This is a genomic window from Moryella indoligenes (assembly GCF_030812885.1).
GTDB lineage: Bacteria > Bacillota > Clostridia > Lachnospirales > Lachnospiraceae > Moryella > Moryella indoligenes.
Genome location: NZ_JAUSTO010000003.1, coordinates 172,497 through 193,233 on the forward strand (window position 1 = coordinate 172,497; position 20,737 = coordinate 193,233).

Sequence of the window (20,737 nt, forward strand, 5' to 3'; positions counted from 1 at the left end):
CTCCTCACGCCTCGGCCGCACATGCGGGTGCCTCGGCCTCCCCGCTCTGCTTTGCCTCGTACTCCGCGATCAGAGCCTTCGCCTCCTCTACCGCGCGCTTCTCATCCTCTGCATAGCGCTTCTCATTGATATCCCGCGCGTCCTCATAGATGTCATCGCAGTTCTCCTTCAGCGTGGAGACCGTCTTCATCACGGAATCCTTGCCGCGCAGAACTGCCGCAGTCGCCTCCGTATAGGCCCTCTTTGCGTCTCTGCTCTTCAGAATCGCTATCCCGGCAGTGCCAAACAGCGTTCCGCCTACGAATAATCCCAGACCACACCTCAGACCACAGTTAAAAATACACTTCATCCCTTTATCCTCCTGTCTTAGAATCCCTTATATATCATTATTGTAGCAAATTTTATGCAGAGCGCAAAATAAAGTTTGTTATATTTCTCTAAGCTGTCGCTTAAAGCACAGTCAGGAACTGCAAGGCAACTGATGCGTACAACTCTTCTTGGAAAAAATGATAGATAATTCTGAGTGAGAGAGCCGGATTTTCCAATCCGGCTCTCTCACTCTATACATATGCAGAATTTTATGCAGTTTCACCACTTCTCTGTGTCGACTTTCCACGCAGCGCGCATCTTGTGAAAGCTGTCCTCGCTGATCACATGCTCCACGAGGCAGGCTTCCTCCTCCGCGGTCTCCGCGTCTATGCCGATCGACTCAAACAGCGCCTTGAAGTATTCGTGCTTCTCCAGCGTGCGGCTCGCCGCCGCCTTGCCGCGCTCCGTCAGAAGGATGCGCCAGTCATCGCGCTCAATATAGCCCTCTTCCTCCAGCTTCTTCAGCGCCACGGAGACACTGGGCTTCGAAAAGTTCATCTGATCCGCGATATCCGTGGGACGGCACGCCCCCTTCTCCTGGATAATGATCAGTATGCTCTCCAGATAATCCTCGCTCGATTTTCCCAATTCGTGACTGCGCATATCCTCACCGCTTTCCATTTCAAAATTTTTATTAGTTTTTCCTAATAGAAATAACATAAACTGTGGACCGCGTCAAGTCTGCTCGTTCATTCCTCATACTCAATTACATTTTTATGTGCATCAATCGCTTTCTGCTCATGCTCTGTGAAGCGGCAGCCATAGAACCCGAATCCGGTCGGCTCATCCCCCTGATCCGTTCGAAGCAGCTCTCCTCCTTTATTTTCAAAGCTGCAGTCGCGGAAGTTAATATCATACGAATCGATTCCATTCAGCAGCGGATCGCCATCATTGTTCCGGAAGCTGCAGTTACTGAACTCAAAGCTTCCTGCATTGATCAGCATGACAATACCGGCGCTGCAGTCCCGCACAACTGTATTCTCTGCCTTTAGCCTGTCACTGTAGTAGGTACTTATGCCGTGCGCGCCGCAGCCGTACAGATCCATCCCCTTAAGACTGATCCTGTTGCTGCTCTCAAAGCTCAGGACATCTCCATCACAGCTGCCTGCCTCCGTGCTGTGTCCCATCCTGAGCCCCTCGAGCTGAATACGCTCGCAGCCCGTAAAGCTCAGAACATCATCTACAGGATCCGCAAGACATATTTCTGTCTGCTCCGCCCCTCTCTCTCCGCGAAGCGTGAGGCGATTCACAGCGCAAATGACGATTCCCTGATAAGAACAGTCAATATGCGGATACTGCACACGCCACTCTGCCAGCATCTCAGGTTCATCATCCCGGATATACATGCTCTGTTCCGCACGCTCCACAAAGCCGCTCAGGTCATAACTCCCGGGGCTCAGTACAATCTCCCGGTTGGAGCCTATCGCCTGCATCAGCTCTTCCGCCGTGCTGACATGTATTCGCTGCTGCTCTCCCCACTCCCGAAGCTCCTCCGGAAGGATATCCACATATTCCGCGTAGGGCAGCACACATTCAAGCTCCGCTCCCTCCGGAAGTCCCAGCTCCTCGGCCCCCTGCCCCTCCCGGAAGCAGAGACATATCCCCTCCTCCGAGAGATACCAGTCCGGCAGTATATCTTCCCGATAATTATACTCCGCGTCGTAGCCGCCTCTTTTCAGCTCCTCGAGATAATCCATCCAGTTCTTCCGAAAGCCCTTCGCATAGGGAGATTTCTTCAATTCCTTCGCAAGCGCCGCATAGAAGCTCCTCTCATTCCCGATGATATCTCTGAAGCTCGCCTCCACAAACCCACCGTAATACATCCAGACCCAAGTATGTCCCGCAGAGGAGAACAGCTGCTCTCCCTCACCGCTGTCCGCATAGCTTCGCGACTGATAGGAGAGCACACTCTGATTTGCCAGTCCGGCTCTCAGCTCCAGCCTGCCGTGCGCTGCGGGGTCTGCACTTTCACTCTGCCTCCCATGTCGCTGAATCGCGGCAGCAAAACTCTTCTCTCCGAGCTGCTCCTGAAAACGAAGCTTCTCATACTCCATCTCCTGCCTCAGTGTCTCATTCAGATCCTCCAGCTCCTCCGAACGGCTGAAGCCGTCTGTCTGCAGCTGCAGCTGCTCCATAGAGAGCTCCATCTCAAGCCCATTGTTCTCATCTACTATCCGCTCTGTCCGCAGCTCCTTCTGAAGCTTCAGATTATAATGTGTGAGCGCGTGCGCATCGATCGCCTCCGTGATCTCAAAGCTGTCCAGAGAGGCCCGCAGGGCATCCCGTATGTCCAGATACTCATTCGCCTGCTCTCTGCTGGAGGGATCATAGGGATAATCCTGGTTCTCCCAGCTGACTGCGGCATAGTCCGTCCCCTCATAGAGAAGCTTCATCGAATCGTTTCCCGAGAGCTCCTCCAGCTCCTCCGGCTCCAGAATCGATATCACCAGCGCAATGCCTTCATACCCGCTCTCCACCGCCTTTTTGTATATAAAGTAGTCACAGTTTTCCGTATTCTCTATCTCGATGAGCTCCTGATACTGAAGCGGGAGATTCAGCCGGTAGCCAAGTGCAGGATTCTCATAGATCCACTGCCCCTGTGACTGCCCGCTGAGCGCCTCACCATCCTTCGCCTTACCCGGCTTCTCCCCCTTGCTCTGTGCGGACGCTTCGGAGCTCTCTGCTGTGGAGGAAGCTGTAAAATCGGGGATTCCGCTGCAGGCTGTCAGGCCGACGCCGAGAGTAAGGGACAGCAGGCATGCTGTGACGATTCTGAGTCGCTTCATATTGCCTCCTTTTCTGAGCCGGAAATTCTGTCACTGTAATTCCGCTTTCAAATATTTTTATTTTTTATCAGTTTACCACATTATCTCCTGAAAATATACAGACGCATCTTCCTTTTCTCTCAAAATTGGTTTTCTTCTTTTCTGCACAGAAAAAATCATCTGCAAATATTCAGCGTAAACAGTGTTGTATAGCAAAACAGCGGAGCCCCTGTAAGGGACTCCGCTTCGTTCTCAAGGCTATATCCGGCTCAAGGAGCCAGACTTCTATTACTTCTTCTCTGCGATAGCCGCCTGTGCCGCTGCCAGTCTCGCAACCGGTACACGGAACGGGGAGCAGGAGACATAGTCGAGACCGATTCTGTGGCAGAACTCAACAGAGGACGGATCCCCGCCGTGCTCGCCGCAGATACCGATGTGCAGCTTCTCGTTCACCGGTTTTCCAAGTGTGATCGCCATCTCCATGAGCTTCCCTACGCCGTTCTGATCGAGCTTCGCAAACGGATCGTTCTCGAAGATCTTTGCGTCGTAGTAGGAGTTCAGGAACTTACCGGCATCGTCACGGGAGAAGCCAAAGGTCATCTGAGTCAGATCGTTGGTTCCGAAGCAGAAGAAGTCCGCATCCTTTGCGATCTCATCCGCAGTGAGGCAGGCTCTCGGGATCTCGATCATCGTACCGACCTCATACTCAAGAGCAGCACCGGCCGCCTTGATCTCCGCATCTGCGATCTCAACGACAGTCTTCTTGACGTACTTCAGCTCCTTCAGCTCGCATACGAGCGGGATCATGATCTCCGGCTTGACAGTCCAGTCGCTGTGTCTCTTCTGCACCTCGATTGCGGCGCGGATCACAGCCTTGGTCTGCATCGCAGCGATCTCCGGATAGGTGACCGCCAGACGGCAGCCTCTGTGGCCCATCATCGGGTTGAACTCATGCAGGGAAGCAATATAATCCTTGATCTCCTGAACGCTCTTGTGCTTTGCAGCTGCAAGCTTCTCGATCTCCGGCTCAGTGGTCGGCACAAACTCATGCAGCGGCGGATCCAGGAAGCGAATGGTCACCGGGCAGCCCTCGAGCGCCTCATAGAGCTCCTCAAAGTCCTTCTGCTGATACGGAAGGATCTTTGCCAGTGCCTCTTCTCTCTCCTCCACCGTATCGGAGCAGATCATCTCGCGGAACGCAGCAATTCTGTCCGCCTCGAAGAACATATGCTCGGTGCGGCAGAGACCGATACCCTCAGCGCCGAGCTCACGTGCCTTCTTTGCATCAGTCGGCGTATCCGCGTTGGTTCTGACCTTCAGTCTTCTGTACTTATCTGCCCACGCCATGATGCGGCCAAACTCACCGGCGATGGTAGCATCAACCGTTGCAATCACACCTTCATAGATGTTTCCGGTCGTTCCGTCAATGGAGATGCTGTCACCCTCCTTGAAGGTCTTGCCTGCAAGGGTGAATTTCTTCTCCGCCTCGTTCATCACGATGTCGCCGCAGCCGGATACGCAGCACTTGCCCATGCCGCGCGCCACAACTGCTGCGTGGGAGGTCATGCCGCCTCTCACAGTCAGGATACCCTGCGCGGACTTCATGCCGCTGATATCCTCCGGGGAGGTCTCAAGACGAACCAGCACAACCTTCTCGCCGCGCTCTGCCCACTCAACTGCATCCTCAGCAGTAAATACGACCTTACCGAAGGCTGCACCCGGGGAAGCACCGAGGCCCTTGCCCATCGGAGTCGCTGCCTTCAGAGCCTTCTGGTCAAACTGCGGATGAAGCAGGGTATCGAGGTTTCTCGGGTCAATCATTGCGACCGCCTCTTCCTCTGTTCTCATGCCCTCATCCACAAGGTCGCACGCGATCTTCAGCGCGGCCTGCGCGGTTCTCTTACCATTTCTGGTCTGAAGCATATAGAGCTTTCCGTGCTCAACGGTAAACTCCATATCCTGCATATCTCTGTAGTGATTCTCAAGAGTCTTGCAGACCTCAACAAACTGCTTGAATGCCTCCGGGAACTTCTGCTCCATCTCCTTGATATGCATCGGCGTGCGAACGCCCGCAACAACGTCCTCACCCTGTGCGTTGGTCAGGAACTCACCAAAGAGACCTCTCTCACCGGTAGCAGGATCTCTGGTGAATGCAACACCGGTTCCGCAGTCATCTCCCATATTTCCGAAGGCCATGGACTGAACGTTGACAGCGGTGCCCCAGGAATAGGGGATATCATTATCACGGCGATAGACATTTGCACGCGGGTTGTCCCAGGAACGGAACACAGCTTTGATGGCGCCCATCAGCTGCTCCTTCGGATCGGACGGGAACTCGCTGCCGATCTTCTCCTTGTACTCCGCCTTAAACTGGTTTGCGAGCTCCTTCAGGTCGTCCGCGGTGAGCTCTACATCCTGCTTCACGCCGCGCGCTTCCTTCATCTTGTCGATGAGCTCCTCAAAGTACTTCTTACCGACCTCCATAACGACATCGGAATACATCTGAATGAATCTTCTGTAGCAGTCCCACGCCCAGCGCGCATTGCCGGACTTCTCCGCGAGAACATTGACCACGTCCTCATTGAGACCAAGGTTCAGGATGGTATCCATCATACCCGGCATGGAAGCTCTTGCACCGGAACGAACAGAAACAAGAAGCGGGTTCTCCTTATCGCCAAACTTCTTGCCGGTCATCTCCTCCATCTTTACGATGTACTCATTGATCTGTCCCTGAATCTCCGGGTTGATCTCGCGACCGTCCTCGTAGTACTGCGTGCAGGCCTCAGTCGTGATCGTAAAGCCCTGGGGAACCGGAAGACCGATGTTGGTCATCTCTGCGAGGTTTGCACCCTTACCGCCGAGCAGCTCTCTCATGCCGGCATTTCCCTCGCTAAACTTGTAAACCCACTTTCTTGCCATGTTTTCCTCCTACTAGAAAAAACTGTACTGATATAAGCTCTCTACAATCTATAGATGATATCACAATTTATTTAAGAATGGTAGATATTTGACAATCTCTCCGCAAATCCTCAGAACATAAACTTATCAAGGAAATAGTTGCGCAGCTCGGAGATCCTGACACGCTCCTGCTTCATGCTGTCGCGGTCACGCACGGTCACAGCGCCGTCATTTTCCGACTCAAAATCATAGGTCACGCAGTACGGCGTTCCGATCTCATCCTCTCTGCGGTAGCGCTTTCCGATCGCGCCGCGGTCATCGTACTCGCAGTGCCAGTACTTCGCGAGCTCGGCATAGACCTTCTCCGCGCCCTCGCCGAGCTTCTTGGAGAGCGGAAGCACCGCAACCTTGACCGGTGCCAGCGCCGGATGGAAATGAAGCACGGTTCTTACATCTCCTCCCTCAAGCTCCTCCTCATCGTAGGCATTGCAGAGGAAGGCAAGCGTCACGCGGTCGGCACCGAGAGACGGCTCCACAACGTAGGGAACATACTTCTCCTTGCTCTCCTCGTCAAAATAGGACATGTCCTCTCCGGAGACCTCCTGATGGCGGGAGAGGTCATAGTTGGTGCGGTCCGCGATGCCCCAGAGCTCACCCCAGCCGAAGGGGAAGAGGAACTCCAGATCCGTGGTCGCCTTGGAATAGAAGGAGAGCTCCTCCTTATCGTGATCTCTGGCGCGGAGATTCTCCTCCTTGATTCCGAGATCCTTCAGCCACTTGATGCAGTAGCTCTTCCAGTATTCAAACCACTCAAGATCCGTATCAGGCTTGCAGAAGAACTCGAGCTCCATCTGCTCAAACTCACGGGTACGGAAGGTGAAGTTGCCCGGGGTGATCTCGTTGCGGAAAGACTTTCCGATCTGACCAATGCCAAACGGAATCTTCTTTCTGGAGGTGCGCTGCACGTTCTTGAAATTGACAAAAATGCCCTGGGCCGTCTCCGGGCGGAGATATACGACGTTCTTTGCATTCTCCGTGACACCCTGGAAGGTCTTGAACATGAGGTTGAACTCACGGATATCGGTAAAGTCCTTCTTTCCGCAGCTTGGGCAGGCAATTTCATGCTCCTTAATAAAGTTCTGCATCTCCTCGTGCGTCCAGCCGTCAACGCTGGACTTCAGCTCAACATGATTCGCCTCTGCGTAATCCTCAATGAGCTTGTCTGCACGGAAGCGCTCGTGGCAGCTCTTGCAGTCCATCAGAGGATCGGAAAAGCTGCCGATATGGCCGGAGGCCACCCAAGTCTGGGTGTTCATGAGAATCGCACAGTCCACGCCGACATTGTACGGAGACTCCTGCACGAACTTCTGCCACCACGCCTTCTTGACGTTGTTCTTCAGCTCGACGCCGATATTTCCGTAGTCCCAGGTATTCGCCAATCCTCCATAGATCTCAGAGCCCGGGTAGACAAATCCGCGGGATTTTGCCAATGCTACAATTTTTTCCATTGAGTATTCCATTTTTTCCTCCTGCTTTTCCCTCCGCCGGCTGCGGACGGATATTCTCCGTCATTATATACGCTGGAACCCGCTATTTCAAGGCTGGAAGAGGGCAAAGCCGCACAAAGACCTGCTCTCTGTCACAGCAGCTTCTCTGCCCACTCCGCTTCCTTAAAGCCGACAAGCACATCCCCATCCATAATGAAAAGCGGTCTCTTTACCAGCATCCCGTCTGTGGAAAGCAGTTCGATCATTTCTTCGTCCGTCATATCCTTCACTCTGGCGGAAAGCCCCATTCCCCGGTACAGCTGACCGCTGGTGTTGAAAAATTTTCCAGCACTCTTGCCGCTCCGTGGGATCCACATTGAGAGCTCCTGCGCCGTCGGCTTCTGCTCCCTGATCGGTCTGGCGGTGTATTCGATTCCATGCCCGTCCAGCCACTTCTGTGCCTTCCTGCATGTGCTGCAGCGCTCGTAGCAGATAAATGTATTCATAAATGCTTAACCCTCCTCCTAATATATAAAGTGTAGTGGTCAGTCACCTCACATCCAGTGAGGAACTGCTCATCTCATTGTTAAAGCTGCATGAAGTCTTGGCGGTATTGTCTCTGCCAACGATAAGAGTTGTTTTTGCATCGACATCCAGTTTGGCATCAATAAGCAATCTATAATTCTTGACTAACGCCAACCCAATCAACCGATCTGCCTGATCTGCCATGAACAGCGGTATGTTCAATACATCATTGTCCAGTTTTAAATTACCCAGTGAGAAGCGAACTCGGAGCTTGACCTGATCTGGAAACAGTTCCTTGAACTTCTTCAGACTCTTGCTTGTGGTATTAGCCTCAGACTTGACCTCCACAGGAAAAATATCGTTTTCTCTCTGAATCAGGAAATCCACCTCATAGGGAGGATTTGTCTGCATCCAGTAACGAGGTACCACTTCAAACTGAGTAATCAAAGTTTGCAAAACGAAATTTTCCGTCAAAGCGCCTTTGAACTCGGTGAACAAGCGGTTGCCTTCACCGAAAGCAGTAGGAGCAAGCTGAGCCAGACGACGGAGCAGACCCACATCCACCAGATAGATTTTGAATGCGGACAGGTCGTCGTAGGCGGCAACAGGAAGGCCGGGAGCGGAGCTGCGGTAGATTTTATGCACCAGTCGGGCATCAACAAGCCATTGCAGAGCATTCTCGTATCCAGGAAACGTTACAATGATCGTTACATCGCACCCCCTATCCTCGCAATCACAATAGAAAAATATCCCGCCTGCTCCGGCAGTTCCTCTGCCGAGCGATATCTCTTCTCCCCGGGCAGGCCGCAGTTCTCTACCATCATGAGACTTCTGCCTGAACCGGCGAGCTGCTCCTTCATAGCTAAGAGACTGCGCCCGCTCTTCATCAGCACAAGCGTGCCATCTCCGGGAAGTCCTGCCGCGTTTTCTCTTTCACTTTGCTGCGCGGCTACACTGTTCTGCAGGCTGTTTCCGTCTTCACCAGAATTCCCCTCGCGCCTCAGAAAATGCAGCGCCGGGACGATATGAAGCGGCTCATCCCATCTGGCGAGGGGCTCTCCGAGCGCCGCTGCAGCTGCGCAAAAGGACGGAACACCACTCACATACTCCGTAGCGAAACCATCTGCCCGGACCAGAGCTTCAAGATATGAAAAGCTCGCATAGATCGTGGGATCACCGAGACACAGCATGCCGACGGATCTCCCTTGCCTCAGCACTTCCTCAAGCTGCTCCGCACCGCGCCGGTGGGCCTCCTGAAGTGCCTCTCTCTTAAGCCTCATGGGCACAGGAATTGGGAGCAGCTGCTTATGTCTCAATTCAGGAGCCGCCTGCACCGCGATCTGATAAGCTGTCGCTTCCTCTGCGCACTCACCGGGCACCGCAATCACCGGGAGCTCTCTGATAAGGCGCAGTGCCTTCAGAGTCATGAGCTCCGGATCCCCCGGTCCGACTCCAATCCCATATAAAGTTCCATAGCTGTGCTTATCTTCCATCCTCTTCCTCCTGCTATGGGTAATATTATCGTGCTCAGATATGTACAGGATACACGCTTCATTACATCTACGCCATATTTCCAACTGTATCTATTATAATAACAAAATTCCATTTTACGAGGCGTCCCTGAATATCATCTCCATAGGAAAAAGCAGCCGCACGGTCTCGCCGCACAGCTGCACTTCACTCCCTGCATTTGACAGGGCCTGCTATTATCAATCCGAAATTGCTGCTTTACGCCTGCTCCGCCTCCAGCACCTTTGCCTTCAGCTCTGCACAGGATGCGTCAAATTTTGCCTGCTCCTCCTCTGTGATCCGGCACTCCAGCACGGACTGCACGCCGCTCGCATTGATGATCGCAGGAACACCCGCGAACACGCCGTTCTGGTGATACTCTCCGCGCAGATATGCAGATACTGTCTGTACGGAATTCTCATCGCCCAGTATGGCTTTTGTGAGACGCGTCAGCGCGATGCCGATCCCGTAATAGGTCGCCTTCTTTGCGGCGATGATCTTATCCGCGGCAGTGCGGACATCAATCTCTATCTTCTCCAGCTCCTCAAAGGAATATTTTCCATTGGAATTGGCAATAATCTCCTGCACCGGCTTTGTGGATACGCAGACCTGACTCCACGGAACGAACTCTGTGTCGCCGTGCTCCCCCATCACATAGCCGTGCACGCTGCGCGGATCCACCTTCAGATAGCTTCCCACCAGATAGCGCAGCCGCGCCGTGTCAAGCGAGGTGCCGCTTCCGATGACCCGCTTCGGATTAAAGCCGGACAGATGGCAGGCCACCTTTGTCATGACATCCACAGGATTCGTCGCTATGAGAAATATCCCGTTAAAGCCGGAATCCGTCACAGGCTCGATGATGGACTTGAACACCGCGGTATTTCTCGCGAGCAGATCCATGCGCGTCTCCCCGGGCTTCTGCGCGACGCCCGCACATATCGTCACGATATCAGCGTCCTTACAGTCATCATAGCTCCCGCTCAGTATCTTCATATGTGACGCGGAGAACGCGAGGCCGTGATTTAAATCCATCGCCTCTCCCTCGGCCCTCTCCTTATTATAATCGATCAAAACCAGCTCATCACAGGTCTGCTGGTTCATCATCGCATAGGCATAGCTCATTCCCACCATACCGCAGCCCACAAGCACAACCTTTCTCTTATCAGAACCCATATTTCGCCTCCAGTCTTATTTCCGGCTCCGGAGCAGCTGCTCATACCGGAAGTCCATTCTAGCTCTTACAAGTCAACTATATCACAGTCTCGCAAGTCCTGGTGCTGCCATGGCAACATTTTTTATTTTTCCAGAAAATAAAAGCCTTATCGAGGAAAATGCTGTCCTGTGCTATACTGAATTCATTCCACAGATCCCATATGGCTCTCGGCTGCATGGCGGTCTCTATACACCACTACCACAGAAAGGAGCTCCTATGGAGGCAGAACAGAGAAGACAGAATATCCTGACCCTGCTGGCAGAAAGCAAGGGGCCTCTCAGCGCCACTGCGCTCGCCGGCCGCTTCTCTGTGAGCAGACAGATCATTGTGGGCGATGTCGCTCTGCTCCGGGCAGCCGGAAACGATATCGCCGCGACGCCCCGCGGCTATCTGATGGCCGGACAGCAGCCCGCAGACAAGCTCTGCCGCCGCATCGCCTGCCGCCACGAAGGAACAGAAATGCAGGCAGAGCTCTACGCCATGGTTGATGAAGGCTGCACCGTAAAGGATGTCATCGTCGAGCATCCTCTCTACGGACAGCTCACCGGACTTTTGGAGCTCACAAGCCGCCACGATGTAGATGAATTCATCCACCGCGGAAAAAACACAAAGCCGCTCTCCCTGCTGACAAGCGGCATCCACCTCCACACACTCCTCTGCCCCGACGAGGCCGCCTTCCAGCGCGTGTCCGAGCGTCTCTCGGCACTCGGCGTGCTATATCGGGAAGATCACTGAAACCCAGAACAAAATAGTATATTCCAGGAAGGCGCTTTCTCTTGACAGCGCCTTTTTTTAGGTATATACATATGTCTTGACACCTCCGTTTTCACGGGCAATTATTCTGGCCATGGGCGCTCTGCTCATACCCGGAATCCTCCTGTCTCCGGAAAGGAATCACAGTATGGAACGGCTCAAGGCATTTTTAAAGCGTAAGGACATTGAAATATCAGCAAAGCACTACGGTATCGATGCGCTCGGCGCAATGGCGCAGGGCCTCTTCTGCTCTCTACTGATCGGCACCATTATCAATACGATAGGCTCACAATTTCACATCGGCGCTCTGACAGCTCCCGTCGCAGTGATTGCCGGAACAGAGTACACTGTAGGCGGTCTCGCTTCTGCAATGAGCGGCCCGGCCATGGCTGTTGCCATCGGCTACGCGCTGCACTGCCCGCCTCTGGTGCTCTTCTCCCTGATTACAGTGGGCTTCGCCTCCAACGCACTCGGAGGTGCGGGCGGTCCTCTCGCCGTGCTCTTTGTCGCCATACTGGCTGCTGAAATCGGAAAGGCAGTCTCCAAGGAAACACGCGTCGATATTCTGCTCACGCCTCTTGTAACCATCGGCGTCGGCATCACCCTCTCCGCACTCTGGGCCCCCGCCCTCGGAAAAGTTGCCATGAGAGTAGGAGATATTATTATGTGGGCCACGGAGCTTCAGCCCTTCCTCATGGGAATACTGGTATCTGTTGTCGTAGGGATTGCCCTGACTCTTCCGATCTCCTCAGCAGCAATCTGTGCAGCTCTCGGTCTCACGGGACTTGCCGGCGGCGCGGCTGTCGCAGGCTGCTGTGCACAGATGATAGGCTTTGCCGTGATCTCTTTTCCGGAAAATAAGTGGGGCGGACTTCTCTCCCAGGGAATCGGCACCTCAATGCTGCAGATGGGCAATATCGTGCGGAATCCGCGCGTCTGGATCGCGCCCTGCCTCACCTCGGCAATCACCGGCCCGCTTGCGACCTGTTTCTTCCAGCTCCGCATGAACGGCGCCGCGGTCTCCTCCGGAATGGGAACCTGCGGACTCGTGGGACAGATCGGTGTGTACACCGGCTGGATGAGTGATATTGCAAATGGCAGCAAGGCTGCCATCACCGGCTTTGACTGGGCGGGTCTCCTGCTTATCTCCTTTGTTCTTCCCGCCCTGCTCTGCCCTCTCATCCATCTCCTTGTGCGGAGAATGGGCTGGGTGAAGGACGGAGATCTGCAGCTTGGATGAGTTTCAGCTCCCTTCCTCTGCGCCTTCAGCCTCCCTGATCGAAACAGCCATGTACCCGGAATCATATCCGAAGGTACATGGCTGTTTCATTTTTTCTGTTTTCTTTTCCTATCTTCTCGCAATTCTCACGGCAAGACTCACAGCTTCTCCTCCGGGAGCCTCTCCGCGCGGCATCTCCCAGACCTCATGATCCGTATGGAGCAGCATATGCGCTTTTCTCGACATCGGCGCCCCAAGATATTCATCATAAAGACGCAGAACATCCGCATTTTCATGAGAAAAACGAAGCTTCATGCCCTTATCTATGGAACACAACACCGCACCGCGCGCCCTCGCATCACCGCCATCCGGATGAATTGGCTGTCCGCCGCCGCCCGCACAACCGCCGGGACAGGCCATGACCTCCACAAAGTCATAGCGCACCTCTCCCCGCTCAATTCGCTCAATAAGTCGCCGGGTATTGCCGAGGCCGCTGACCACCGCGGCGCGCAGCGGTATCGATCCTATGGTGAGCTCTGCCTCCAGAAGACCGCTCTCGGGGTCCGCCTGATTCACAATATGAATTGTGTCCGGATCCGGATTTTCTCCGGTCAGCATATAATGTGCGGTGCGGAGCGCTGCCTCCATAACGCCTCCGCTTGCACCAAAGATCACTCCCGCGCCCGAGCCCTCCTGCATAATCGTATCCCCGGAAATATCCCGCAGAGATCTGAGCTGCACATGCGCTTCCCGCATAAGCCTTCCGACCTCACGCGTCGTAAGAACGAGATCTATATCATGCCCTGCATATTCTCCATAGTAGAGCTCCATCTCCCGTTCCCCCTTCTTTGCGACACAGGGCATGAGGGAGACTGTATAGATCCTCTCCGGCTTTACGCCAAGCTTCTCTGCGAAGTAACTCTTCATTACCGCGCCAAACATCTGCTGCGGAGATTTCGCACTGGAGAGCTGCTTTACCAGATGAGGGTACTGTGATTTGATGAAACGTACCCAGCCCGGACAACAGGAGGTGAACATGGGCTGTTCCCGTAGATCTCCCATCTTAAAGCGATGCAGAAATTCACTGACCTCCTCCATGATCGTGAGATCTGCGGAAAATGCCGTGTCAAATACATAATCCGCTCCCAGTCGTTTCATCAGATCCAGTATTTTTCCGACAGGTAATTCCTCCGGTGCCACCGACAAGCCCTCGCAGAGTGCTGTCCGCACTGCCGGTGCGACCTGTACCACAACAATTTTATCCGGATCCTCAACCGCATCCCAGAATTTCTCCGTGTCGTTCCGTTCTCTCAGCGCACCGGTGGGACAGTGCGTGATGCACTGGCCGCAGAGTGAACAGGCAACATCGCTTATCTTCCTGCCGCCGCGCACACCGATTGTCGTGCGGGAGCCGGTATTGGCTACATCCCACACCTTCAAATCCTGAATCTTATCACAGACCTGTATACAGCGCATACACTTAATGCACTTCTTCGTGTCCCGGATCAAAGGGAAATTCATATCCCAGGGCAGATCCTCCACCCAGCGCAGCATAGGGACATCTATAATGTTCAGGTCGTTTGCCAGCTTTTGCAGCTGACAGTTTCCGCTGCGCACACAGTTTGTGCACTGGCAATCATGCTGGGACAGTATAAATTGTATGTTATTTTTCCGTGCTCTCCTGACCTTCGGGCTGTTGGTGCGAACCACCATGCCCTCCTTCACGGTATCATTGCAGGCTGTCACAAGACGATCCATTCCCTCGATTTCAACACAGCACACGCGACATGCCCCAATCTCATTGATTCCCTTCAGATAGCAGAGACTTGGAATCTCTATGTCGATTGTCCGCGCCGCCTCCAGTATTGTCGTCTCCTCCGGGACGGCAAGCTGAATACCATCAATCGTAAGATTTACCATATTCGCGCCCTGCCTCCTTTCAGACTTCCATAGCCATAGTGGTCGCAGCGCAGGCAACGTCCCGCCTCCTGGCAGGCCTCTGCACGGCTCATACCATTCTCAACCCCCTCAAAATCATGCACACGCTCTCCTGCCTCGCGCTCTGTGAGATTCACTCTGCCACAGGGCGGCCTGTCTGCAATCTTTGGCGCAGGAATCTCCACATCACAGCCAATGCTGTGATGATAGCCCAGATATTCATCGATATTTGCTGCGATCACCTTGCCGGCGGCCACTGCCTTAATCACGGTGGATGGACCGGATGCACAGTCGCCTCCCGCGAATACGCCCGGTATATTCTCAAAACCGCCGAAGCGCTCACTCATGATCTTCCCACGCTCCACAGGGATACCGGCCTGACGGAAATGCTGCGACTCAATATCCTGTCCGATGGCCACAATCAGAGTCTGACAAGGCAGAAACACACTCTCCTCGCCCGTTGGCCGCACGCTCGCGCGACCATCCCTGATCTTACTGATCATCTGCGGAATCACCCATATTCCGGAAACCCGTCCATTCTCATCCCGCTCAATCCGCTCCGGCGCCATGAGTGTCTTCACCTCGACGCCCTCTGCTATGGCCCCCTCAATTTCCGAGGGCAGTGCGGTCATATCCGCTACGCGACGCCGGTACACGATACTCACCTTTTTAGCTCCCAGACGCACTGCAGTGCGCACCGCGTCCATGGAGACATTGCCGCCACCTATGATACATACTTCCTGACCGCTTAAATCCATGGTCGCTCTCTCACCGGTTTCCCGCAGGAATTTGACTGCGGAGATCACGCCCTCTGCCTCCTCGCCCTCGATTCCGAGTTTCTTATCCGTACTCGCGCCTATGGTAATAAGCACTGCATCGTAGCTTGAGCGCAGGCTCTGGATCGTGATCTCCTCACCGATACGCTTTCCGTAGATTACCTCCACCCCGGTCTTCAGAATGGCGTTAATGTCCTCATCCAGTCTGTCCTTTGGCAGGCGATAGTTTGGAATGCCGTAGCGCAGCATCCCCCCAAGCTTCTCACGCATCTCAAAAAGCGTAGTCTGATGTCCCATCAGCTGCAAGTAGTACGCTGCACTCAGTCCTCCGGGGCCGCCACCTACAATCGCAATCTTCTTACCTGTGGAGGCCGCACACGCCGGCGGCTCCACCTCACCCGCATTGTCTGAGGCCACGCGCTTCAGACCACGGATATTAATGGGGCTGTCTATGATATTCCTCCGGCAACGTGCCTCACAGGGATGCTCACAGATAAAGGCACAGGTCGTCGGGAAAGGATTGTCCTTTCGGATCAGGCGAACTGCGTCCGCATATCTTCCCTCCGCAACCAGCGCCACATAGCCCGGGACGTCCACATGCGCAGGACAGAGCTCCACGCAGGGCACCGGATCCTTAGGCTGACACAGACAGCGGCGATTCTTCACATGAGACTCATAGTCATCTCTGCAACCGCGCAATGCGTTCAGTACCTGCTGGCCCGCCTCATAGCCAATGGCACAATCCGCACTCTCACAAATTGACACTGCCAGCTCCTCGATGAGATCCAGCGTCTCCATGGTCGCAATCCCGTTCATAACATCCGTGTGGAGATTTTTCAGCTGCCACACACCGATGCGGCACGGGATACACTTGCCACATGATGCGGTACGGCATAGCTCCAGAAAGGCACGGGTGATGTCAACGGGACAAAGGCCCGATGGACTTGATTCTATCCGTCGCTCCAAATCCTGATAGAGCTGCTCTATCACAAGCCGCGGTCTTGATGGCACGTCAAGTTCCAATCTGCTCATACTGCACTCCTCTCATGATTTATGCGAAGCGCCTGGCTGTGCTGTAATTTCGTGGACACCTCAGCTTTTACCGCACCTTCCCACAGGACACTCACGTCTTCTATTGTATAAAACACACAAGGAATGTGCAAGAATAGTCAATTTTTTGACACTTTTTGAAAGTACAGTGTCGTGTGAGCTGCTGCAGGCGACGAGACAGTTTTGCAGTAAACACTGCCTGTCATATCCCTTTGACTGTGAGGATCTGTCTGAATGTGTTTGAATATATTGGCCTGACAGGCTATGATATGCTCAGTAGCCATGTTGCGCTCTATCTGCTAATAAGGGAGGGTATTGCATGCATCAACCAACAACTGATAAGAAGACATATCGCATCGAGCAGGATTCCATTGGTACGAAAGAAGTTCCAGCCAGTGCCTATTATGGTGTGCAATCTCTGCGCGCCAAGGAGAACTTTCCCATATCCGCTACGCGTCTGCACCCGGAGATGATACGGAACCTCGCCCGGCTCAAGAAGGCCTGCGCCATCACAAATGCTGAGGCCGGTGTTCTGGATCTGACAATTGCCGAGGCCATTCAGCGCGCCTGTGATCTGATTATCGCCGGAAAATACCACGAGGATTTCATAGTGGATCCCATTCAGGGCAGTGCAGGCACCTCGATCAACATGAATGCAAATGAGGTCATTGCCAATATCTCCATAGAATTACTCGGCGGCACACTGGGAGACTACGCTGTAGTACATCCCAATGACCACGTGAATTTCGGTCAGTCCACCAATGATGTCATTCCCACCGCCGGCAAGATGACCACACTGGTGCTGCTTCAGGATCTGGAAAAGAAACTTCATCGGCTTGAGACTGCACTGCGCGTGAAGGAGAGTGAGTTTGACCACATATTAAAAATGGGGCGTACACAGCTGGAGGACGCGGTTCCCATCCGCCTAGGTCAGGAATTCGGGGCTTATGCCTCTGCTGTGGAGCGCAGCTTAAGTCGCCTGCGCCGGAATGAGAGCGAACTCCGCGTCATCAATATGGGCGCAACCGCCATCGGCACCGGCCTGAATGCGGATCTCCACTACTTCCACAACATCGCCCCCATTCTCTCCCAGGTAACGGGTACAGAATTTACACAGGCTGAGGATCTGATCGACGCCACTCAAAATATTGACTGCTTTGCTGCAGTGTCGAGTGCTGTGCGAAATGCTGCGATTGCTGTCTCAAAACTCGCCAATGACCTGCGCCTCATGTCCTCAGGCCCACGCACCGGCATGGGAGAGATCAATCTTCCTGCAAAACAGAACGGCTCCTCTATCATGCCCGGCAAAGTTAATCCTGTCATTCCCGAGGTTGTGAGTCAGGTAGCCTTTCGTATCATCGGCTTCGATGTCACCATTGCAATGGCCGCTGAGGCGGGGCAGCTGGAACTGAATGCCTTCGAGCCCGTCGTCTTTGACAGCCTCTTCCAATCTATTGATCAGATGGGAAATGCTGTTGATACTTTAATTGACAACTGCATTGTTGGCATCACTGCAAATGAAGATCACTGCCGGGAGATGGTGAACAACAGCATCGGTACAGTCACCGCCCTCTGCCCCCACATCGGTTACACAGAGGCCGCTGACATCGCAAAGGAAGCGCTAAAAACGCACGTTCCTGTGAGCAGGCTCGTCGTGGAAAAGGGCATACTCTCTGAAGAGGAGCTGGCAGTCATCATGGATCCCTACGAGATGACGAAACCGGGAATCTCCGGAAAAGAGCTGCTGCATAAGGGTTGACACCACAGGAGGCACATACTGTTCTCTATAGCAAACAGGCCTGCATCCCGAAATCCGGGACGCAGGCCTGTTGCATTGTACCATCTCGCTTCCGCTCGATGAGTTTTCTCGTCAAAACTCCTCCCGCACAAGCGCGGAGGAGTCTTTCCTCGTTATTTACCACATTTATTGCAGCCCCTGCACCAGAATCACAAGAATCAGGAGCGGCAGGACAAAACGGAAGTAATTCTTCCAGAGCGGAGACATTTTCAGACCCTCGCCTGTATTGGCCTCTTTTAGATAGTTGTCAAAGCCCCAGCCCCACTTCGTGACACAGAACAGAAGGAAGACGAGGGAGCCCAACGGCAGCAGAAGGTTCGAGACAATGAAGTCCTCGCTGTCCAGCACATCTCTTCCGCCGATGAGATGCACATCGCTCCAGAGATTATAACCCAGCACACAGGGAATACTCGCAATCAGGATGAAGCTGCAGCAGATCAGCACAGACTTCTTTCTGTCCCAGCCGAAATTGTCAATGCAGTTCGCGAGCAGATTTTCAAAAACTGCAATAACGGTCGAGAAGCTCGCAAAGGTCATGAAGAGGAAGAAGAGCGTCCCCCACAGTCTGCCTCCCGCCATATTGACAAATACGCGCGGCAGAGTCATAAAGATAAGCGCCGGGCCGGAATTGGTCTCCACACCGTAGCTGAAACAGGCCGGAAAGATGACCAGACCACTAGCCAGCGCGATGAAAGTATCCAGCACACAGATCCAGGCCGCCTCGCCCGCGAGGCTCTTTTCCTTCCCCATATAGCTTCCAAAGATCTCCATTGCACCGACACCGAGACTCAGGGTGAAGAAGGACTGATTCATCGCCGCGGTGATCACCTTGCCTAGGCCCTGCTCCGCTGCCCTCCCGGCGTCCGGCAACAGGTAAAAGCGCACGCCTTCTGCGGCTCCCGGAAGCATGAGACTGTGTCCCGCCAGCACCAGAATGAGTCCCAGCAGACCGCACATCATCACCTTGGTGACACGCTCCAGGCCCTTCTGAAGGCCCAGAGAACAGATCAAAAAGCCGCTCAGCACCGTGACAGTCATAAAAAGGCCCATTTCCATGGGATTCGCCAGCATATCGACGAAAACGCTGTCCACTGCCTCCGTCTGTATGCCTCTGAAGCTTCCGGCCAAAAACTTCACGAAGTAAGCGAGCATCCAGCCGGAGACAGTCGTGTAGTACATCATCAGGATGATGCAGCCAGCCAGCGCGAACCAGCCGTGAATATGCCACTTTGATCCCTTGGGCTCAAGTGCCTTATAGCCCAGCACCGCGCTCTTTCCCGACGCGCGTCCCACAGCAAATTCCATCGTGAGTATGGGAAGCCCCATGATAATCAGAAAGAGCAGATAGAACAGGACAAAGATACCTCCCCCATTCGCCCCGGTAACATAGGGAAACTTCCATACATTTCCGATACCAATTGCACAGCCTGCACTGACCAGAATGAAGCCAATGCGGGACTTAAAATTTTCGCGGTCCATGGAACACCCCCAAAAAATGATAATGGTGCAAGTGTAGCACAAATTAGCATTTCATGGAAGCCTTATTTCTCCGGATAGGAGTAAAAGCCCTGTCCGCTCTTTCTTCCCAGCCTGCCGCCGCGCACCATTTTTCTGAGCAGTGGATGCGGGCGATACTTCGGATCTCCTGTCTCAGCCTGCAGCACCTGCATGATCTTCAGTACGACATCGAGTCCGATCAGATCTCCGAGCGCCAGCGGTCCCATGGGGTGATTGGCCCCGAGCCGCATTGCCTCGTCAATTCTGTCCACCGGGACATCATTTTCTGCATAAATGCCAATCGCCTCATTGATCATCGGAATCAGAATGCGATCCACGACAAAGCCTGCGAACTCCGGCATCTGCAGCGGTCTCTTTCCAATATCCTCTGCAATCGCACTGACCTTATCGGCAATTTCCTGCGGTGTATTCATGCCTACGCAGATCTCAATCAGCCTCATGACCGGAGCCGGATTGAAGAAATGCATCCCGATGACAGGACGGTCAAGCCCCTGGCTCAGCTCCGTGATGGAGAGCGAGCTCGTATTGGTTGCAAAAATACAGTCCTTCTTGCAAATTCCCTCCAGCTCCCTGAATATATCCTTCTTGACCTGCATATCCTCAACGGAGGCCTCAACCACAAGATCGCACTCAAGGCAGAGATATTTCGTACCGGTTCGTATATTTCCCATGATACGATCCATCTCCTCCTGGGAGATTCTGCCGCGATCCACTCTGTCCTTAAGCCGTGCCTCAATTCGCCGCTTTCCTCTTCCGGCAACCAGCTCATTGACATCACAGAGATACACCTCATATCCGTCTGCCTGGGCAAAGGTCTGTGCGATACCCCCACCCATAGTTCCGGAACCAATGACTCCGACCTTCATAGACACTCCTCCTTTGATAGAAACTATAATTAGTTAAAATTCTAGGAAAATTT

15 protein-coding genes and 1 pseudogene are annotated in these 20,737 nt (G+C 53.7%); 3 read left to right on the forward strand and 13 right to left on the reverse strand.

All coding sequences use genetic code 11. From position 1 onward, the window contains the following. Positions 1-4 precede the first annotated feature (4 nt). From J2S20_RS03515 to J2S20_RS03555, 9 genes and pseudogenes are all read right to left on the reverse strand, one after another. Positions 5-349, reverse strand: coding sequence for a DUF6110 family protein (locus J2S20_RS03515; protein ID WP_106611571.1), 345 nt, complete (start codon positions 347-349; stop codon positions 5-7). A gap of 239 nt (positions 350-588) precedes the next feature. Further along, positions 589-990, reverse strand: a complete 402-nt coding sequence (locus tag J2S20_RS03520) for a metal-dependent transcriptional regulator (RefSeq protein ID WP_242933943.1) — start codon at positions 988-990, stop codon at positions 589-591. 68 nt (positions 991-1,058) lie between these two features. Continuing rightward, positions 1,059-3,155, reverse strand: a complete 2,097-nt coding sequence (locus J2S20_RS03525; RefSeq protein WP_307253257.1) for a right-handed parallel beta-helix repeat-containing protein — start codon at positions 3,153-3,155, stop codon at positions 1,059-1,061. Between the two features lie 267 nt (positions 3,156-3,422). Further along, a complete protein-coding gene (gene ppdK / locus J2S20_RS03530) occupies positions 3,423-6,053 on the reverse strand; it encodes a pyruvate, phosphate dikinase (RefSeq protein ID WP_307253259.1) in 2,631 nt (876 codons plus the stop codon). Between the two features lie 110 nt (positions 6,054-6,163). Beyond that, a complete protein-coding gene (locus J2S20_RS03535; protein WP_106611567.1) occupies positions 6,164-7,552 on the reverse strand; it encodes a glycine--tRNA ligase in 1,389 nt (462 codons plus the stop codon). 119 nt (positions 7,553-7,671) lie between these two features. Further along, positions 7,672-8,025: an arsenate reductase family protein gene (locus tag J2S20_RS03540; RefSeq protein WP_307253262.1), complete on the reverse strand. Its 354-nt coding sequence runs from the start codon at positions 8,023-8,025 to the stop codon at positions 7,672-7,674. A 184-nt stretch (positions 8,026-8,209) separates the two neighbouring features. Beyond that, positions 8,210-8,728 (reverse strand): annotated as a pseudogene (locus J2S20_RS03545) (DUF4143 domain-containing protein); the annotation flags it as partial. Positions 8,729-8,751: 23 nt separating this feature from the next. After that, on the reverse strand, positions 8,752-9,537 hold the full coding sequence (locus J2S20_RS03550; RefSeq protein WP_307253264.1) for a precorrin-2 C(20)-methyltransferase: 786 nt from the start codon (positions 9,535-9,537) through the stop codon (positions 8,752-8,754). Positions 9,538-9,772: 235 nt separating this feature from the next. Then, positions 9,773-10,726, reverse strand: a complete 954-nt coding sequence (locus tag J2S20_RS03555) for an L-lactate dehydrogenase (protein WP_106611563.1) — start codon at positions 10,724-10,726, stop codon at positions 9,773-9,775. A gap of 256 nt (positions 10,727-10,982) precedes the next feature. Between J2S20_RS03555 and J2S20_RS03560 the strand changes: the two genes are divergently transcribed. Both J2S20_RS03560 and J2S20_RS03565 read left to right on the forward strand, forming a co-directional pair. Then, positions 10,983-11,501, forward strand: a complete 519-nt coding sequence (locus J2S20_RS03560; RefSeq protein ID WP_106611562.1) for a transcription repressor NadR — start codon at positions 10,983-10,985, stop codon at positions 11,499-11,501. 166 nt (positions 11,502-11,667) lie between these two features. Next, complete coding sequence (locus J2S20_RS03565) at positions 11,668-12,759, forward strand: PTS sugar transporter subunit IIC (protein ID WP_106611561.1); 1,092 nt, start codon at positions 11,668-11,670, stop codon at positions 12,757-12,759. A gap of 108 nt (positions 12,760-12,867) precedes the next feature. Here J2S20_RS03565 and J2S20_RS03570 read toward each other — a convergent pair whose 3' ends face one another. Next, positions 12,868-14,658, reverse strand: coding sequence for a [FeFe] hydrogenase, group A (locus J2S20_RS03570; RefSeq protein ID WP_106611560.1), 1,791 nt, complete (start codon positions 14,656-14,658; stop codon positions 12,868-12,870). Next, positions 14,652-16,484, reverse strand: a complete 1,833-nt coding sequence (locus J2S20_RS03575) for an NAD(P)-binding protein (protein ID WP_307253269.1) — start codon at positions 16,482-16,484, stop codon at positions 14,652-14,654. Before J2S20_RS03575 ends, J2S20_RS03570 begins: the two co-directional genes overlap by 7 nt. A 337-nt stretch (positions 16,485-16,821) precedes the next feature. Between J2S20_RS03575 and J2S20_RS03580 the strand changes: the two genes are divergently transcribed. Next, positions 16,822-18,261 (forward strand): aspartate ammonia-lyase, encoded by a 1,440-nt coding sequence (locus J2S20_RS03580; RefSeq protein ID WP_307253271.1) that lies wholly within the window; start codon positions 16,822-16,824, stop codon positions 18,259-18,261. A gap of 165 nt (positions 18,262-18,426) precedes the next feature. On the opposite strand, the gene J2S20_RS03585 is transcribed toward J2S20_RS03580, so the two are convergent. Both J2S20_RS03585 and J2S20_RS03590 read right to left on the reverse strand, forming a co-directional pair. Continuing rightward, entirely contained in the window at positions 18,427-19,779 is a 1,353-nt protein-coding gene (locus J2S20_RS03585; protein ID WP_307253273.1) for a sodium-dependent transporter, read from the reverse strand. Positions 19,780-19,841: 62 nt separating this feature from the next. Continuing rightward, on the reverse strand, positions 19,842-20,684 hold the full coding sequence (locus tag J2S20_RS03590; protein WP_307253276.1) for a 3-hydroxyacyl-CoA dehydrogenase family protein: 843 nt from the start codon (positions 20,682-20,684) through the stop codon (positions 19,842-19,844). Positions 20,685-20,737: the final 53 nt, after the last annotated feature.

Excerpts from the sequence above, each read along its gene's own strand:
- J2S20_RS03515 (WP_106611571.1), bottom strand. The coding sequence starts at position 349 with ATGAAGTGTATTTTTAACTGTGGTCTGAGGTGTGGTCTGGGATTATTC.
- J2S20_RS03520 (WP_242933943.1), bottom strand. The coding sequence starts at position 990 with ATGGAAAGCGGTGAGGATATGCGCAGTCACGAATTGGGAAAATCGAGC.
- J2S20_RS03525 (WP_307253257.1), bottom strand. The coding sequence starts at position 3,155 with ATGAAGCGACTCAGAATCGTCACAGCATGCCTGCTGTCCCTTACTCTC.
- ppdK (WP_307253259.1), bottom strand. The coding sequence starts at position 6,053 with ATGGCAAGAAAGTGGGTTTACAAGTTTAGCGAGGGAAATGCCGGCATG.
- J2S20_RS03535 (WP_106611567.1), bottom strand. The coding sequence starts at position 7,552 with ATGGAATACTCAATGGAAAAAATTGTAGCATTGGCAAAATCCCGCGGA.
- J2S20_RS03540 (WP_307253262.1), bottom strand. The coding sequence starts at position 8,025 with ATGAATACATTTATCTGCTACGAGCGCTGCAGCACATGCAGGAAGGCA.
- J2S20_RS03550 (WP_307253264.1), bottom strand. The coding sequence starts at position 9,537 with ATGGAAGATAAGCACAGCTATGGAACTTTATATGGGATTGGAGTCGGA.
- J2S20_RS03555 (WP_106611563.1), bottom strand. The coding sequence starts at position 10,726 with ATGGGTTCTGATAAGAGAAAGGTTGTGCTTGTGGGCTGCGGTATGGTG.
- J2S20_RS03560 (WP_106611562.1), top strand. The coding sequence starts at position 10,983 with ATGGAGGCAGAACAGAGAAGACAGAATATCCTGACCCTGCTGGCAGAA.
- J2S20_RS03565 (WP_106611561.1), top strand. The coding sequence starts at position 11,668 with ATGGAACGGCTCAAGGCATTTTTAAAGCGTAAGGACATTGAAATATCA.
- J2S20_RS03570 (WP_106611560.1), bottom strand. The coding sequence starts at position 14,658 with ATGGTAAATCTTACGATTGATGGTATTCAGCTTGCCGTCCCGGAGGAG.
- J2S20_RS03575 (WP_307253269.1), bottom strand. The coding sequence starts at position 16,484 with ATGAGCAGATTGGAACTTGACGTGCCATCAAGACCGCGGCTTGTGATA.
- J2S20_RS03580 (WP_307253271.1), top strand. The coding sequence starts at position 16,822 with ATGCATCAACCAACAACTGATAAGAAGACATATCGCATCGAGCAGGAT.
- J2S20_RS03585 (WP_307253273.1), bottom strand. The coding sequence starts at position 19,779 with ATGGACCGCGAAAATTTTAAGTCCCGCATTGGCTTCATTCTGGTCAGT.
- J2S20_RS03590 (WP_307253276.1), bottom strand. The coding sequence starts at position 20,684 with ATGAAGGTCGGAGTCATTGGTTCCGGAACTATGGGTGGGGGTATCGCA.